The 15809-nt window shown below is 35.5% G+C and carries 17 protein-coding genes; 9 read left to right on the top strand and 8 right to left on the bottom strand.

What is annotated here, in order from left to right; all coding sequences use genetic code 11:
- Positions 1-4 precede the first annotated feature (4 nt).
- The 3 genes from E0W69_RS08725 to E0W69_RS08715 all read right to left on the bottom strand — a co-directional run bounded on the left by E0W69_RS08725 (position 5) and on the right by E0W69_RS08715 (position 4434).
- Positions 5-2401 carry a hypothetical protein gene (locus E0W69_RS08725; RefSeq protein WP_131329697.1) on the bottom strand — a complete coding sequence of 799 codons (2397 nt, stop codon included), beginning with the start codon at positions 2399-2401 and terminating at the stop codon, positions 5-7.
- Positions 2402-2501: 100 nt separating this feature from the next.
- Positions 2502-2717 carry a hypothetical protein gene (locus E0W69_RS08720; RefSeq protein WP_131329696.1) on the bottom strand — a complete coding sequence of 72 codons (216 nt, stop codon included), beginning with the start codon at positions 2715-2717 and terminating at the stop codon, positions 2502-2504.
- Between the two features lie 79 nt (positions 2718-2796).
- Entirely contained in the window at positions 2797-4434 is a 1638-nt protein-coding gene (locus tag E0W69_RS08715) for a vitamin K epoxide reductase family protein (RefSeq protein WP_131329695.1), read from the bottom strand.
- Between the two features lie 841 nt (positions 4435-5275).
- On the opposite strand from E0W69_RS08715, the gene E0W69_RS08710 reads away from it, so the two are divergent.
- Positions 5276-5530, top strand: coding sequence for a hypothetical protein (locus E0W69_RS08710; RefSeq protein ID WP_131329694.1), 255 nt, complete (start codon positions 5276-5278; stop codon positions 5528-5530).
- Between the two features lie 408 nt (positions 5531-5938).
- Here E0W69_RS08710 and E0W69_RS08705 read toward each other — a convergent pair whose 3' ends face one another.
- Together E0W69_RS08705 and E0W69_RS08700 are read right to left on the bottom strand one after the other, a co-directional pair.
- Complete coding sequence (locus tag E0W69_RS08705; RefSeq protein ID WP_131329693.1) at positions 5939-7396, bottom strand: relaxase/mobilization nuclease domain-containing protein; 1458 nt, start codon at positions 7394-7396, stop codon at positions 5939-5941.
- Positions 7375-7773, bottom strand: a complete 399-nt coding sequence (locus E0W69_RS08700) for a plasmid mobilization protein (protein WP_131329692.1) — start codon at positions 7771-7773, stop codon at positions 7375-7377. Before E0W69_RS08700 ends, E0W69_RS08705 begins: the two co-directional genes overlap by 22 nt.
- Before the next feature lie 72 nt (positions 7774-7845).
- Here E0W69_RS08700 and E0W69_RS20460 point away from each other — a divergent pair, with 72 nt between their 5' ends.
- Positions 7846-8016, top strand: coding sequence for a hypothetical protein (locus E0W69_RS20460; protein WP_191968014.1), 171 nt, complete (start codon positions 7846-7848; stop codon positions 8014-8016).
- A 180-nt stretch (positions 8017-8196) separates the two neighbouring features.
- On the opposite strand, the gene E0W69_RS08695 is transcribed toward E0W69_RS20460, so the two are convergent.
- The 3 genes from E0W69_RS08695 to E0W69_RS08685 form a co-directional block, all read right to left on the bottom strand.
- Positions 8197-8541 carry a hypothetical protein gene (locus tag E0W69_RS08695; RefSeq protein ID WP_131329691.1) on the bottom strand — a complete coding sequence of 115 codons (345 nt, stop codon included), beginning with the start codon at positions 8539-8541 and terminating at the stop codon, positions 8197-8199.
- 19 nt (positions 8542-8560) lie between these two features.
- On the bottom strand, positions 8561-8860 hold the full coding sequence (locus E0W69_RS08690) for a helix-turn-helix transcriptional regulator (RefSeq protein WP_131329690.1): 300 nt from the start codon (positions 8858-8860) through the stop codon (positions 8561-8563).
- Between the two features lie 230 nt (positions 8861-9090).
- Complete coding sequence (locus E0W69_RS08685; protein WP_225321458.1) at positions 9091-9582, bottom strand: JAB domain-containing protein; 492 nt, start codon at positions 9580-9582, stop codon at positions 9091-9093.
- Between the two features lie 246 nt (positions 9583-9828).
- On the opposite strand from E0W69_RS08685, the gene E0W69_RS08680 reads away from it, so the two are divergent.
- The 7 genes from E0W69_RS08680 to E0W69_RS08650 all read left to right on the top strand — a co-directional run bounded on the left by E0W69_RS08680 (position 9829) and on the right by E0W69_RS08650 (position 15617).
- Complete coding sequence (locus tag E0W69_RS08680; protein ID WP_131329689.1) at positions 9829-10053, top strand: hypothetical protein; 225 nt, start codon at positions 9829-9831, stop codon at positions 10051-10053.
- Positions 10011-10124: a zinc-binding dehydrogenase gene (locus E0W69_RS20830; protein WP_131331936.1), complete on the top strand. Its 114-nt coding sequence runs from the start codon at positions 10011-10013 to the stop codon at positions 10122-10124. The genes E0W69_RS08680 and E0W69_RS20830 overlap by 43 nt, the downstream gene beginning before the upstream one ends.
- Positions 10125-10379: 255 nt before the next feature.
- On the top strand, positions 10380-11468 hold the full coding sequence (locus tag E0W69_RS08670) for a zinc-binding dehydrogenase (protein WP_131329688.1): 1089 nt from the start codon (positions 10380-10382) through the stop codon (positions 11466-11468).
- 9 nt (positions 11469-11477) lie between these two features.
- Positions 11478-11954 (top strand): DinB family protein, encoded by a 477-nt coding sequence (locus E0W69_RS08665; protein WP_131329687.1) that lies wholly within the window; start codon positions 11478-11480, stop codon positions 11952-11954.
- Positions 11955-12114: 160 nt separating this feature from the next.
- A complete protein-coding gene (istA, locus tag E0W69_RS08660) occupies positions 12115-13677 on the top strand; it encodes an IS21 family transposase (protein WP_131329686.1) in 1563 nt (520 codons plus the stop codon).
- Between the two features lie 52 nt (positions 13678-13729).
- Complete coding sequence (gene istB, locus E0W69_RS08655) at positions 13730-14476, top strand: IS21-like element helper ATPase IstB (protein WP_131328747.1); 747 nt, start codon at positions 13730-13732, stop codon at positions 14474-14476.
- A gap of 496 nt (positions 14477-14972) precedes the next feature.
- Positions 14973-15617, top strand: coding sequence for an HAD family hydrolase (locus E0W69_RS08650; protein WP_131329685.1), 645 nt, complete (start codon positions 14973-14975; stop codon positions 15615-15617).
- Positions 15618-15809: the final 192 nt, after the last annotated feature.

Raw genomic sequence — 15809 nt, 5'->3', positions numbered from 1 at the left:
ATAACTATAATACTAATTCTTCCGTTCTCTCAATATTTATTGGGGTCCCATCAATCTTGAATCCTTCGATAATTATTTTATAACTTTTGGCAATATCTGAATTGTAAAAAGATAATTGAATCTTTTTGTGCTCCTTATTGTCAAGTGTTAGTTCAGGATTCCAATACAAAGTTTTTCTTTGATCGTTAATCGCATTACCATCGCTTTTTGAACTATAATCGGGGTTATAAAAATCTTTGGAAATAGTATAACCTGACATTGTAAATGAGGTAGGATTATCATTTTTTGTTCTAAAATCATATTCATTAGGAAAGCCTTGTTTTGTCCAGATTGCAATTACTCCATCTAAGCCACCTCCTCCGGGAGCTCCTACAAAATATTTATAGTATTTTACAAAAACAATATCAACAATTGGCGTTTGCATGGCAGCATCACTTGGCATAGCCTGCCCATTTACAAAGAAATATGGATGGATATAAGTTCGATCTGGTCCAGAACCGATCGTTAAGTGTAGTTTAGATCTAATAAATGAAACAAAATTAGCTCCATATGCACTAAGGATAGGCTGGTTCAATACGTAGACGTTTTTTAATGCTGGAGCTCTTATAAATTCTTGGGATTGATAGGGTGCTTCTAAACTATCAATTGGATTTTCGTAGGTTGTTTTATACGAAGTAACTGTAACATCTTGAAGTGTTGTCTTAAAATGGTCAAGTCTTCCAAGTTGTATTTTTTGTGATATTTCAGTTGCTGAGTCGCTTAATATAAAAGGATATTTCGTAAAAGAATGATCTGATAATTTGTTAAAATTAAAAGCATAGGTTCTTTGACCATTTAATGGATGAAATGTAAGTTTCGTCGTGGTATAGATGAGAAATGAGGAATCTCTAAAATTACCGAATTTATCTACCATGAAACTATTGCTACCAAAAGATAACTTGTTATTTGTCATAAAAGAAATTTCTTTTGGTAATTTTGTTTTATTTTTTACATCTGTAATGACTCCTTGTAAGAAAAAATAAGCACTATCTCTTGGATATTTAATTGTAGTTTTTGCATTTTGGGCTATTGCTTGCCAATTGTATTTTCGCCAACCATTCGTTAACATCACGAGATCTAAATCTTGTGATTTCTGTTTACTAGTGTCTTCAAAATAATAGGCAGGATTATTTATTTTCCCTTTTAATTGTCCTGTTAGCAATAAGTATGAGATGATATTATTTGTTGTATCTATAAGAATGCTACCATCCGTAATTGCAATTGATAGATTCACTGGTAAAGTGTCATCGTATTGTAACTGTATGGTATTTAATCCTTTTTTATTTAGGTCTTGTTTGATTACAGAAAGATTTGGCTGATTGTGGTTTATATCATTTGCTTTTATAAAACATATGCGTTCTGCTAGAGGAGTCCAATCGTTAGTTAAAATCGTTACAGTTAATATGCCGGATGATAAATGAGAAACAGGAATATTTGTTTCAAAATTATCTTTTCCTGATAGGTTGATGTTGGATAGATAGCTTACTGTGCCATCTTTTTCAGCAAGTAAATGCAAATGGTTATAGTCTATATTGTAGGAATCGTTTTCCGTATCGTTACCTTGTTTTCTAATAACAATTTTTTTGTTATCCTTTTGGGAAATAATTTCCATAGCAATGCCAGCGGATTGTGCTAAAGGTAAATTAATAGTAATGGTATCATGGGAGGATGAATGGTACTTTGCTATATAGTTTGTATTTGTCTTTGGTAGTAAATAAAAATATCCCATACCGTCGTGTTGAGTTACGAGATTTGCAATCGAATCTTGATGATTGTCTAAGATAGCCCCACTCACTTCAATAGGCGTACCAAATTGATCTGTTGCTTTAAAAGCTATTTTATTTAAAATACCAGCAACTAAATTACCACCTTCAGGGAAAAATTGTATTATCGTTTTTTGTGTTTCTTTTTTTGACGCGGTAATTATTTGCGTTTTACGAGGAAGTATATCAATGTCTTTTCTGAATAAAAAATCAGTATCGTTATTGAGCATCCATTTGGTATATGCTAGAAGATGTATCTTTTGTTGTTGATAAAAACTAGGAATCACTAATTGCCCATTGCTTCTGCCTTGTATAATAGGATATATTTGATGTTCTAATAGTTTACCGTTGTTATCAAACCAATCGGTATATAAATTGTGACTAAAGGAGGATGGGGCTGCATTCGCAAGTACATACGCTTTAAACCATATTGTGTCGTTTGCGGAATATAAATTATTATCTAATTGTAAATAAGTTTCTTCGTATGGGTTTAAATTAATATGCGTATTTATTATATTATCCACTTGTTGGGCTTTTACGCTCTTAAAAGTTACGACGATAATAATAAATCCTTTTAAAATATGGTTTAAATTTGTCATAATATTTGAATTTTGTTCCTGAGATTATTTAAAGAGGGGAATACGCTTTAGTTTTATTAGTCGTATTCCCAACGATATTCTCAAAACAATTGTAATAAAATTACCCGCATACCCAAATAGAAGTATCTCCAAGATATTCTTGTTTACACTCAAGTCCACTACAACAAGGTATTGTTTCATAGTCATGGCATTGCTCTAGTGCCGCTGAACAGCTTTGATTAGATGAGGTTGATGGAGCGAACCCACCTAATACATTTTTCAATTGACTTCTCGTCAACACTTCAACATTTTCAAGTCGTTGAAGGTTTAGCTTCAATTTTTTCATCTTTTAATTTTTTTAGATGATTGATTAAATAAGACTTTACAAATTGTAAGTAAAGAATATTTCTTCCCATTTAAACGGAAAGAAAATATTTTAGATCAGCCACAGTGTATTGTTGCGGCAGTTGATATCCATTAACAAAAAATGTAGGTGTAAAAGTAATCCCTGTTTTATTGCACCAATCTCTCATGGCTTTTACTTTATTAGCTTGTAGTTTTAATTCTCCATTCATCGGATATTTGGCAGCAAACACCGCGTAATCTTTTTTCTCTACCAAATACCAATCATCCAATGCTTTTTTAATTGTTTGACTATTGCTGCTTGAGGCTATTGCAAGCAGGTGTTTTACTGGAGGGCTTTTGATATCTTTTTCATCGTCCGTCGCCGTATATATAATTTGCACTTGTAGATCTGGGTTATTTTCTAATAAGTCTTCAATTGTTGAGTGAGCATTTGCACATGGACTGCAATAGGGGTTACAAACTTTTATCAGTTTATGTGTAGCATTTGGATTTCCCAAGAGAATACCTAACTCATGTGTAGATTCTATAATAGGTTTTTGTTTGGCAAGTAAAGCCTCAAATATTTGTGGATTATGTTTTAGTCGTTGTAGCTCATTTTTGTTTTGTTTGTTTTCTTTGGCTTGCCGCAAAGCAGGTAGCAAAAGACTCACAATCAAAAAAGGTATAGCAAAAGATATCATTATGGATAAAATATTAATTGACTCAATTGTATGCAAACCATCGACAGATAAAAAATTACCGCATAGTGATACTGTAAACTGCAATGCGAGAATAGCTTGTACAGTTAAACACAAAACACACCATTGTTTGGCTATCTTCTTTTGGTAATACAATGAAAACGCAATGTATGGTAATGCTAAAACATTAAGCCATGCGAGTAGGAACAAAACAGGTATATTATAAATACCAGAAACCAACATACTTATCAGGCTTCCCGCGAAATAAGTAAAACCTATCACGCTCCAACTAATACCAAATATTTTAGATGCATCAGAATTTAATATTGCATTGCAATTTGTTTTACTACTTCCTGTACATATTTGCTGTAAAGTAGGATTATGTTTATCTACTTCATACCAAAGAAGTAATCCTCCTACACTTGTACCCGCAAGTGCGAGCAAAGTATATATAATGGAAACTATAGCATTTAACTTATTAGTGATAAAACATATCGTACAAGCCAAAATTGTAAGAAAGGGAACTGTAGATATTATAAATAGTTTAGTTAGTACATTTCTTTTTTCTTCTTTTAGTTTTTTATGATAATCGATTTCCCCCGAATTTTCCCCTTTCTCTGATAACAAAATATATCCAGTAAAGATCTCTTTGAACTGATTATATGATAAAGTTGTTTGTTTGTATTTTTGTGTATCAAAAAAAGTTATTTTATTATTAACGATATTCGTTATTACTGCAAAAAGATTTTCATGATTAATTTTAATTTGAACTATAAATGGAAGTGGAAAATCTTTTAACATTTTAGTGTCTGTATTAATTGCAAAATTTTCAACACCATTATTACTTAAGACATCACTAACGGCTAATAAACTTGGATAATCTGGATGTTCTTCTAGTTGTTTTTGAAGAGATGTCTGAGTAATTGGAATATTTAATCTTTGACACAAATAATAAACCGATTCTTCGCAATTATACATTGTGCTAATAAGATTTCTAAATAAATTTATCATATGTTAATTAATTATAATAATTAGTTTTTTAAATTAATGTAAAAAGTACATTTAATCAAACTAAAATTAATAATAAATTAAAGACTATATTTAAAATCCGCTTAGTCAAGAACTCATATAAATAACGAAAGTTAGTCAATAATTTATTTTTCGTAATCTTAATCCCTGCATAAAAATATAAATAATTTCTTTATAACAATACACTACAATTGTTAATTCATTGCATTAACAATTGTAGTGGGGAGAATAAATTATTAATACATTGTTCATTTAGGCAATACATATTCTTCTAATCTTTCTTGTTTTAATTTTAAATGTTTACCATTATCAATAATATAGAAAATTTTTATTTTTAAATTACAAGAACTCATATTAGATGTAAAATATCAATATATACACTATATAAATAGCTAATTTGCTTCTACTCATAAAAAAGATAATCGGACAAATAAGGAAACGAAAAACTGGCTCAAAATCTATGCAGAGTCGGTTTATGTAACGCAAACCGCATTACGTTATGGAGTTACTAAGTCTATGGATGAATAAATAAGGATAAAGAAATGGGCAAACTGGGATTGTCAAAAAAGTCTAGGTGCTCTAAGAACCTCACAAACTTTAAGGTTACGGATGATTAACTTGGTTAGAAATAATATTCGCATTTCACCAATAACCGTTTGTCGTGTTTTACCCAAACTCCAAGTTAAATCTATTGTAATAAGTCTTAAAAATTTGGACTATAAAAGCTTTTGCAAAAATATTTCTAGAGAAAGAGTTCAGTTGGACGTCACCAATATTACCCCAAGGGCTTATCACGTTCACTGCAATAGACGACTGTACAAGGATGAAAACGATTCGTATTTATCCAAATAAAAAAGCGGCAAATAATGTTCCTTTCCTATGCGAGCTACCGGATACTTTTGGCTTCCCCATCCAACTCATCCAGACTGATTGGAGTACTGAATTTTTCAATGCAGTTTTCCAATATGAACTACATGAAAATTTCATCAAGTACAAACCATTAAAACCTTATTCTCTGCATTTGATAGGAAAAAGTAGAAAGACCACATTCCTCCCTATAAGGGAAAACGCCTTATGAAATTTTTACAGAGATTGCACATCTTATTTTGCCTCAACTTGAGCTTACTACAATATTTGGGGTATTCAATGAATGTATTTTACCCAGAAAGTATGGCTACCTCAATTTGATTAAACTACAAAACATAACTTTTCTTCAAAGTCAAATAGGCAATAGCCTCTGCAGAGGTGCAACCTACCAGCAATAGACTTCAAGGGTAAACTTAAAATAGGGGACTTTTATTAGACTGTCCCCAATTAGTATCTCACTTCAGGGGGGCATTGCAAATCGCCGTCCTTGTTTATTTCCGGAAACATTAAATGGCTTAAAAAAACTATTCTTAAATTGTAGCGTATCTATTGGCATCACACATTTTCATCAAACCTCTAGTTGATTCTGAAATCTACATAGTTTTAATACCAATTTCTTTTACCAATTAATTCGTCTCTTAGGCTTCTCTTTGTCTTGTGTAATATGTCCGAATAAAGTTTCAGATTGTTGAGCAAATAATCCATGAATGTAATCTTGTATTAGGTTTATTCCATTGTCATAAACATGATTATTCAGATGGGCACATAATTCAGGTGTGATGTTCCGTTCTTCAAGATAGACTCTCATTTTTCCATATAAGCCAATGGAAGAATTACTTTTCTGATCTTGGAAACAAAGTCTATAATCAAAGTTTTGATATTTTCCTTTGGATACCTCTAATTTTAAACCATTACTATAAATATAAGAAAGTGCATTCGTGACCTTTCCTTGAGTAGGAATGTCCTTCGCAAATGCGGATAATCTTTCATTATCCAACATATTTTGTTTTCTTTCTAGTAAACCCTTAATACCTAACTGATCCTGTATTCTCTTGGCAGAATAATTTCTGCCAAGTTCACTTCCATTGACCACCACTTTTGAAGTGTGGTCGATAAAAGCAATACCATAGATCATTTGTTTGTTTTGGTAAGTAACCATTTCTATTTGCTCCTTTTTTAATTCAGATTCTAATGCCTTTAAATTCGGCAGGTTAGTATCAATTGCTTTGTCAATAGCCTCCTTTATTTTTCGGTAGTAATGTCCGGAATAATCTTTTTTCTGTTGGAATACTTTTTCCAAATTCTTTAATGTCGGTCTAGCTGAAAGGTCACTCGCTTTCACGGGAGTGCCAATACGGTTTCCTTTTCTATCTAGTACACTATAAGTCAAGCCACCTTTCTCAAACATAGTCGTTCCCGGTTCTCCTCTGTAAGCTTGCACATTATATCCTTTGAGCACGGCATTAAATCCTGCAAGTGAAGTAAAGCGGTAATTTCTCATAGCAGACTTTACTACATTTGAGATAGCCGCTTTTGTTTCGCCTTTGCCATAGATTACTTTTTCTGCAATTACAGGTTTTATACTTTGTGCTTCTTTTATGTTTTTATGGCCTTCCGCTTTGATCAATGAGAATTCTAGTTCTGTTTTCTTTCTGGCGGCTTCACTTTTTGTCCTACCAATATTGTGTAAAGAAATGGCGGTTCCATCTTCTTGAATATTAGTGGTAATAATGTGGACATGCGGATGACCAACATCTATATGTTGATAGACGAGATAAGGCTGTTCTCCAAATCCTAATTCTTCCATATAAAAAAACGTCACTTCTGCCAGTTTTTGTGGGGATAGTTTTTCTGATGGATCAAAGTTCAGACTGATATGCAGGCAATTGGTTTTTATCCGTTCATTGAGAGCGGCCTGTCTCTCTAGTGTCATCAACTTCTCGGAAAAGGAAAGTTGAAAAATGGATTTTGAATAACCATTAGCGTCCAAAGCAAATGCGTTTGCTTCTTTAACTTTCTTTTCGTTGTAGTTTAAGGCTCCTCGGATGCTTTTTCCTATGATGATTTTTGATACCATGTCGAAGCATTTTTATTGATTTGTTGTTGGATGTCTTTGGTGATTTCCAATAGTGTTTCTTGTTTTTTCTTGGCATCTTGTAACCAAAATTCATATCTGGGTAACTCTTTCAGTCCGTTGATGCGTCGGACGACCTGATTAAAATTATTGCCAAGCACTTTCAGTTCTTTTCGGAGTTTGGCCATTTCTGCGGTGAAAAGATCCCAAGAGCGATCTCGAATAAAAAAGGTCACGGGCTTTCCCAACAATAGTTTTCTTCCATAGTCGCTGAGTTTTTGATCGGAACTTTTTTGCCAAGAGGTTAATATCTTTTGATGTTCTACATCTGTCAATCGGAAATTTATCCGGTAGATTCTATTTGGATTATGTGCTTCCATAAGTGATTAATTATATTTATTGAAAATGGAAAACAGGCGAGTTTCGAGCCTTTTTATAGTCATCTCGCAACTATGGCAGCGAGTGAGCCAGACCCTGTTGTCATACAACAGTACATCTGGCTCATCGAACGAGCGATGTCTATAGCGCATCAATCCTTCTTGATAGGAAGAAATGCAAGTAAAAGACCTATAATAGGTGACGTATGTCTGTTTTTAGTTTGTCACTGGATTTTATACGATTGATTTTGTACAAGCACATCTTTCTCAAAATGTACTTTTTCCGAAGTTTAAGATGATAACAATCGGGGTTTAGTGAGAGGGCAACTATCATTTTGCCACAGGAAACAATGAAAAGAAAACTATAAATTTGAATTTATTTTTTCTTTTCACCCGCCTGATGAAACTTAAATTAACTCAAGTAATTCAACTATCTTTCTTGAATATTTTGGGATTATCTAACCCATTTCTGCGTATACTGTCTTTGAGATCCATCCATAGACCAATAGCATAATCAGCCAGTTCAAAGATTTCTTCTTTGGAAAAGTTATTACTATTGATCACCATAGCTTTTTTCTTAACCTCTGTTTTGGATTCTTCTTCTTTGCTAGAGGAAAGATTTTTATTCATGACTGCTTCCTGAAAAGATAACAGATTAGGAGCTCCTCCTTCCCCAATTTGCAGGTCGTTGCCAATAGAAAGGCTATTGCCATAAAGTTTGATTTGTTTTCCTGTGCTAAAGCCCAGAATTCTTCTTTTAATATCTGCCATGATGTTTGGTTTTAAAAATTTAAGCAATGCGATTTTGCAATTGTTTGGGATTTTTATCTTTCAAATAATGCATCACTTCAGAGCGGAGAAAGTAAACTCTTCCACCTTGTTTGTGAAAAGGTAGTCCCAGATGCATCCATTGGTGTAGTGTCACCAAAGAAATTTGAAAAATGCCTGCCACTTCTTTACGATTGAGCAATTTCTCTGGTTCAATCGTGGGCGTTTTTAATATTTGTGGAAGTTTACGCAAGGAGTTTTCCAATGCTTCTGCAATCCAACGTCGAAAGTCTTCTTCTGTGGGGATGAATAATTTTTCCATACTGTTCTGTGTTTAGGACTGCAATATGGCAGGTTCAACACTTTCAAACAAGGATAGATGCGGCGTAGATAATAGAAGTTAGACTTTCAATAACTTAGAAAAATGAAAAGTTTAAAATTTGTAAAAAAGTATATGACTATATTTTATCCGAATACTCCATTTGAATAGCAATTCTATTTTGAATAGTAAAAACGCAATATCAAAACAGTTATAAAAATCAAATGAAGGACTTATAAAAGTCCTTCATCCGCAAAAGATTGATAACTGTCAGTTGTAAGAATCAAATGATCTAACAAAGTAATGTCCATCAATTTTGTAGCCTCCTTTAATTTTTCTGTTATTTTCAGATCAGCTTGGCTTGGAGTAAGGTTCCCACTCGGATGGTTATGCGCAACAATCAATTTACAGGAATTACATTTTAAAGCTACCGTAAGTAAGATGCGAATATCAACTATAGTTCCTGTAGAACCTCCAGTAGAACTATGGTATACACCAAGTACTCTATTGGCATTATTCATTAAAAGCATTTTAAAGGATTCTACAAGTTCCATTTCATTTTCGTTCCATACGGATCTAAACAGGGTCAAAGCATCTTCAGACTGATTGATTTTGGGTCTTTGAGATGCTTTGAGTTTATTACGATAGGACAACTGCACTTCTTGTAGTTCTGACCAATGAGTTTGTTCATTTTCTAATTCTTGGAGGTTGCTGTACATTTTCATATTATACTGTTTTTGTGTAACAGCGTCATAAGAAGGTTTGCAAGAAGGCTGGCAGAACGTGGAATAGCGGAACGCAGTGAGCATATGCCGACGAAAGCTGCCAGCATTCTTGATACAAACCTTCTTAGCTTAGTGAAACAAAAAACAGAATAGAAAAATTGTTCAGCTCATTACTATAGGAAAATTACAACTAATTCATAGGAAAGTAAAGATTGGGATCCGGAATCGTAGAGGCATTTGGCGAAAATGTCGAGGGATGGAAAATTGGCGACCGCGTTGCCCTCCAATTGGACAAAAGGTAATTTTCAAAGAGAATACAATACAAGGGCAGCATGGCAAACCCAATGTGTTTTGGCGGAGTATGTTTGCCTGCCGGAATATGGAATTATAAATGCCCCAGACAATTTGAGTTTTGAGGAAGTTTCCACATTGGCGATTTCCATCCAGTTGTTGATTCGGTTTACAAAATAGAAGAGGTACAAGATGCATACAATAGAATAGAACAAGGTGATATGATAGGTAAAATCGTTATTTCCCTGTAAAAATAACTAAGTGAGTAATTAATATGAATGAGCCTTAACCAGTATTTTTTCTTTTGTCATTTGAGCGATGTCCCAATCCCTTAATTGATTGATAAATGAAAAGCCTTCAACCCCTAAATCCATATATTGCTCGACTTTTTATTTTTCTTCTTTACAAAAACAAGTTCTTTGATTTTTGTATCTACGCATTTGATTTTGACTATTTAGCTACCTACTTTTTGATTGAACTTTGTACTACAAAAAAAGTAGCGTTTTATGGAAAAGCAAATGAAAGCCTGGAGGCTTGAAAAAATGGGGGGCAAACTGGAACTAAAAGAAGTGCCCGTTCCTGAAGTTAGAGCTGGCAGTGTCTTGGTAAAAGTTGCAGTTACTGCGCTCGTGTCTTATCTTAAATCTTATACTGAAGGAAAACTTGCAGTATATAACCCTCCTCCGCATGAATTCACAATGGGGAGCAATGCCATTGGATACGTTGAAGCAATTGGACAGGATGTGTGGCATTTAAAACACGGACAGCGTGTAATCTTATCATCACATATCACTGCACGAGATAATGTAAGCAGTCCGGTAATGATCTTGTTGGGGATTACAAAAAATGGGGATGCCGCACTATCGGCACAGCTTGATTACCCAGATGGGACACTTGCGCCCTATGTTCTGGTTCCAGTTGAAACACTTACACCTTTAGATGGTCTTGAAGCCTATTCTGATGCTCAGCTTTCTGCTGTCAGCCGTTTTGTTGTGCCTTACGGAGGACTACTCAAAGGCCATCTTTCCGCGGGTGAGACAATCATCATCAATGGAGCCACAGGTTCTTTTGGGGCATCGGCTGTCTTTCTTGCCGTTACAATGGGTGCATCAAAAGTAATCGTTACTGGCCGCAATGCCGATGTTTTGAGATCTGTAGCGGAGAAAGCAGGAAAAAGAGTCCTGCCGGTAGTACTCAGCGGGAATATACAAGAAGATGTAGCCGCCATTAAAAACATTTGCGGCGGTGGTGCTGATATGGCTTTCGATATGGTCGGCAATGCCAAAGATCCCAATTCAACCTTGTCTGCACTTTACAGCCTGGTCCCCGGTGGCAGATTAGTAATCATGGGGAGCATGACGGTTGATTTACCGATCCCATACACCTACGTTATGCTCAACAGTTGGTCCATACTGGGCAATTTTATGTACCCAAAAGACGCCACACGTAAACTGTTGGAGATTGTAAAAAGCGGCCAGCTTCCTATAGACCTAATCTCGCCAATTATTTTCAAAATGTCTGAATTGGATCAGGCAATGGATGCCGCTGCCGCAGCGACAAACTTTGAGAATGTAATGATCAATTGTCAATCTTAAGGACTAATAATGATGAATAGTAAATTAAATAAAGAACTGGAACTGATCCGTTATGTAAGGAACAGTGTCACAAAATTGATAGAAAACTTATCCCTAGAAGAGCTGAATGTTATCCCTGAACACATGAATAACAATTTAATATGGAATCTCGGCCATATGGTTTTCACACAACAAATGTTGTGTTATAAACTGGGTGGCTTAGAACCAACTATTGATGTTGGTTTCTTTGCGCAGTTTGCCCCGGATACAAAACCGAAAAGGCTAATAAGTGCTGAAGAAATCATTAAGATCAAAACTGCTTTTCATGAGGCATTTGAGCAACTGGCCTCAGATGTTCAATCATGTAAATTAGAGGCTTACCAGGGTTGGAGTTTACCATCAGGGATTACGATTGACAACTTTGAGGATGCGATGATCACTAATGCAATTCATGAAGGCCGACATTTTGGTGTCGTAATCTCACTTGTAAAGTGGAATAGGCGATGAAAGTGACCCCGTTCCGCCAATTCAAACTGACCCCCACTCGCCAAAATTAAATTGACCCCCTATTTCCAAAGTATACTGACCCCCTAAAATATCTAGGAGTCTATGTTGTATTGTAGCGTAAAAACTCGGAAGTTACCACTACATCAAATGGTGATTTTCGATGGCAAACAGAACAATAGAAATGTACAAGATTAGACAATTGATACGCCTATCACTTGAAGGCAGGGGAAGTAAATATATAAGTGCCGCCGTAGGTATATCTCGCAATACGGTTAAGAAGTATCTAACATTACTGCGTGGTAGTGGCTATGATGCCACACAATTATCCGCGATGAGCGATGAACAGTTGCTGTCCCTATTGGGTGTAGCTCAGCGACCACAGTGGAGTCCCAGCCAGCGCAGCAAGGCGCTCGAGCCCTTATTGGCAGACTATGTCCGTCAACTACGCAAAAACAGAGGCGTAACCAAATGGATGTTGTATGAGCAGTACAGACAACTTCATCCAAATGGTTATAAATCTTCTCGTTTTATGGATTATCTCAATTTATACATGGGTAAGATCCGTCCATCACTTCGGGTGGTACATAAGGCGGGCGATAAAATGTATATTGATTTTACGGGTAAAAAGCTCTATCTCACAGACCCTGATACAGGAGCCATTACTGCGGTAGAGGTATTTGTGGCGATATTGGGCTGTAGCCAATTGACCTATGTAAAGGCGGTGGCTAGCCAGAAGAAAGAAGATTTTATAGATGCCTGTGAGTCGGCACTCCATTATTTTGGTGGCGTACCCCAAGCGGTTGTCCCAGACAATCTAAAGTCTGCCGTCAGTAAACCGGGGCGTTATGAGTCCAAGGTCAATGAAAGCTTTGCTGCGTTTGCTGCCCATTATGGAACGCATGTATTCCCCACCAGAGTGTACCGTCCCAAAGACAAAGCTTTGGTGGAAGGAGCCGTAAAACTGGTTTACACTTCCATATTTACCCAAATAGACAAAAGCGTATATCACAGCTTGAACGACCTCAATGAAGCTATTGCTCTTCATTTGGAAAGGCATAATAATCATCCGATGACTGCTGGATTACCCAGTCGCAGGGAGCAATTTGAGACTTTGGAAAAAGATACTTTACAACCCTTAAACGCATACCGATACGATCCTTTGGATAGCCGTATTACCACCGTAGGTAAAAATGGATACGTGGCACTGGACTATCATTATTACAGCGTTCCCTATAAATACATCGGTAAAAAAATAAAGCTCCTCTATAGTAGTACCCGCGTAGAACTCTTTATAGGAAGTGAACTTATCTGTCAGCATGCACGCAGTTACCAAAAAGAAAAATACGTACAAGACCCTGCCCACTTGGCCAGTTGGCAATCGGGGGCAGCTTCCATGTGGGATCCTACCGCTTTTTTACAGCAAGCCGAGGAAATCTCCGAAGAAGTGAATTTCTATCTGGAAAAAGTATTGGCGCGGCCGGAATACCCCGACAAGAACCTACGTGCTTGCCAAGGGATATTGAATATCGGCAGAAAAGTAGGAGCTTCCAGACTGGTTAATGCTTGTAAAAGAGCTCATGAATACGGCATCTATAACTATGGTATTATAGAAAAAATACTGAAGTCCAAGGCGGACTTTATGGACGAAGATACACCACAGAACCTACCAGACTCGTCCATGCCAGATCACGACAATATACGCGGTGGAAAGTATTATCAATAGCCGTTTACAAAAGTAAAATCCATCATCGCTAATAAAAGATAAAACAACAGATATGAACACAAACAAAGAATGCCTAGACAAAATGAGCAGCATGCACCTCAGTGGCATGGCCAGTGCTTTTAAATCCTATATCGAACAGGATGGCTCCAGTGGTCCAGGTTATACGCAGGATGAGTTGATCCATTTTCTCATACAATCGGAATGGGAGGATCGCAGATACCGGGCACAACAACGATCCATACGTAATGCAGGCTTTCGCTATAGTGCCCAACCAGAACAACTGGACTATCAAGGAGATCGTGGCTTGGATCGTAATCTCGTACAAAGACTATTAGAAGGTAGTTTTATCGATCAGGCGAGCGATGTTTTTATTACCGGTAGTACTGGTACGGGAAAAAGCTTTCTTGCTTCCGCCATTGGATATCAAGCTTGTATACTGGGATACAAAGTCTATTACGCCACTACTTCCAAATTAATGGCACAACTAAAAGTTGCCAAAGCCGAAGGTTCCCATTTAAAGGAACTTGCCAGAATAGAAAAGGCGCAGCTTTTCATTTTAGATGATTTTGGTGTGCAACCACTGGACGGAGCAGCAAGGAATCTCCTGTTGGACATCATTGAGGATCGACATGGTAAAAGATCTACAATGATAACCTCTCAATTACCTGTGGCAAAATGGCACGATATCATTGGCGAGAAAACGGTAGCGGATGCAATTTTGGATAGAATCGTACACCAAGCGATACGTATCGAACTATATGGTGAATCCTTGAGAAAGAAAAAGAGAATACAGCCGTAATGGTGCTGATTTAGATTTAGTAACTTTGCACTACAAATACAACATGTTCTTTGGATAATTTTTGGGCCATATTGCGATACTAAAAATACGCTTCTTCGAAAGCGTTTTTTAGGGGGTCAATTTAATTTTGGTATTAGGGGGTCAATTTCATCGGTTTTTACACACTCTGCAGAATCAAAAGAATAGGTGACTGTTGGGTGAAGTAGTATTAATGAAGGTTGCTTAATTGTGTAACTTGTGCCCTCTAAAGTCAGTATTCCCTTATTGAAAGTTAGCCATATTTTATAGAAGTCTCTCCTCGAAGGAATAGTATTTATAGCGGCCGAATCTATACTATACTTTGAGGCTTTAAATGAATGAGGGGATAAAAATGAAGTAATTTTCATTTTATAAAGATACTAAAATCAAATAATCATTTTTTTAATCGGCAAGCCTTTTTGAAATTAAATATTAATTTTAGCTTTTGTATATAACTGATTATTTTATTTACAAAATCATGAATAGATATAAAGCCTACATCTTTGATTTCGATTATACCTTAGTAGATTCCAGTTTGGGTATCGTTACTTGTTTTCAATATGCATTAAAAAATGCTGGCTTTTCCAATATTTCGGATAATGATATTAAAAAGACTATTGGAAAATCTTTAGAAATATCTTTTTCTGAATTAACACATTTAACTGATTCAACAAAAATTGAACATTTAAGAAAGGAATATATTTTAAAAGCAAACGAATGCATGACTAACCTAACTTTCTTTTTTCCCGAAGTAAAATATGTATTGAAGAAATTAAGATTGGAAGGCGCCAAGCTTGCTATAGTCTCCAATAAATTCAAATTTAGAATCATAGAGTTTTTACAAAAAGAACAAATGATAGATATTTTTGATTCTATTGTTGGATTGGAGGATGTCACAAATCATAAACCTTCACCTGATGGTATTTATAAATCAATAAATGAATTAAAAGTACCAAAAGAAGAAGTGCTTTATCTTGGTGATTCTGTTATAGACGCACAAACTGCGCAATCTTCTGCTGTTAATTTTTGGGCTATACTGCATGGCATTACGTCCAAAGAGGAAATAACCTTATATCAGCATGTTGGAGTCTCTGAGACATTGGATGCTATACTTTATTTATAAAAATGGCCTATATTGGTGTATATGCAATTGAGACTAAACAAAATTAATGAAATAAGAATTCTCAATAACCCAATTGAGATAATTTAGGCGTAAATAATCTAAAAAATCTTATTTATTCATAACTATAATTGAATAATTCAAAACTATAATTATTTAAACTATCGATGTAAGTTCCTAACCTGAATGTTACTT

Source organism: Rhizosphaericola mali (genome assembly GCF_004337365.2).
Classification (GTDB): domain Bacteria; phylum Bacteroidota; class Bacteroidia; order Chitinophagales; family Chitinophagaceae; genus Rhizosphaericola; species Rhizosphaericola mali.
This window is presented reverse-complemented; position numbering and strand designations above follow the sequence as displayed.

Bases quoted from the DNA above. Each gene is read 5' to 3' on its own strand.
- E0W69_RS08725 (WP_131329697.1), bottom strand. From the start codon at position 2,401: ATGACAAATTTAAACCATATTTTAAAAGGATTTATTATTATCGTCGTA.
- E0W69_RS08715 (WP_131329695.1), bottom strand. From the start codon at position 4,434: ATGATAAATTTATTTAGAAATCTTATTAGCACAATGTATAATTGCGAA.
- E0W69_RS08710 (WP_131329694.1), top strand. From the start codon at position 5,276: ATGAAAACGATTCGTATTTATCCAAATAAAAAAGCGGCAAATAATGTT.
- E0W69_RS08705 (WP_131329693.1), bottom strand. From the start codon at position 7,396: ATGGTATCAAAAATCATCATAGGAAAAAGCATCCGAGGAGCCTTAAAC.
- E0W69_RS08700 (WP_131329692.1), bottom strand. From the start codon at position 7,773: ATGGAAGCACATAATCCAAATAGAATCTACCGGATAAATTTCCGATTG.
- E0W69_RS20460 (WP_191968014.1), top strand. From the start codon at position 7,846: ATGGCAGCGAGTGAGCCAGACCCTGTTGTCATACAACAGTACATCTGG.
- E0W69_RS08695 (WP_131329691.1), bottom strand. From the start codon at position 8,541: ATGGCAGATATTAAAAGAAGAATTCTGGGCTTTAGCACAGGAAAACAA.
- E0W69_RS08690 (WP_131329690.1), bottom strand. From the start codon at position 8,860: ATGGAAAAATTATTCATCCCCACAGAAGAAGACTTTCGACGTTGGATT.
- E0W69_RS08685 (WP_225321458.1), bottom strand. From the start codon at position 9,582: ATGAAAATGTACAGCAACCTCCAAGAATTAGAAAATGAACAAACTCAT.
- E0W69_RS08680 (WP_131329689.1), top strand. From the start codon at position 9,829: ATGTCGAGGGATGGAAAATTGGCGACCGCGTTGCCCTCCAATTGGACA.
- E0W69_RS08670 (WP_131329688.1), top strand. From the start codon at position 10,380: ATGGAAAAGCAAATGAAAGCCTGGAGGCTTGAAAAAATGGGGGGCAAA.
- E0W69_RS08665 (WP_131329687.1), top strand. From the start codon at position 11,478: ATGATGAATAGTAAATTAAATAAAGAACTGGAACTGATCCGTTATGTA.
- istA (WP_131329686.1), top strand. From the start codon at position 12,115: ATGGCAAACAGAACAATAGAAATGTACAAGATTAGACAATTGATACGC.
- istB (WP_131328747.1), top strand. From the start codon at position 13,730: ATGAACACAAACAAAGAATGCCTAGACAAAATGAGCAGCATGCACCTC.
- E0W69_RS08650 (WP_131329685.1), top strand. From the start codon at position 14,973: ATGAATAGATATAAAGCCTACATCTTTGATTTCGATTATACCTTAGTA.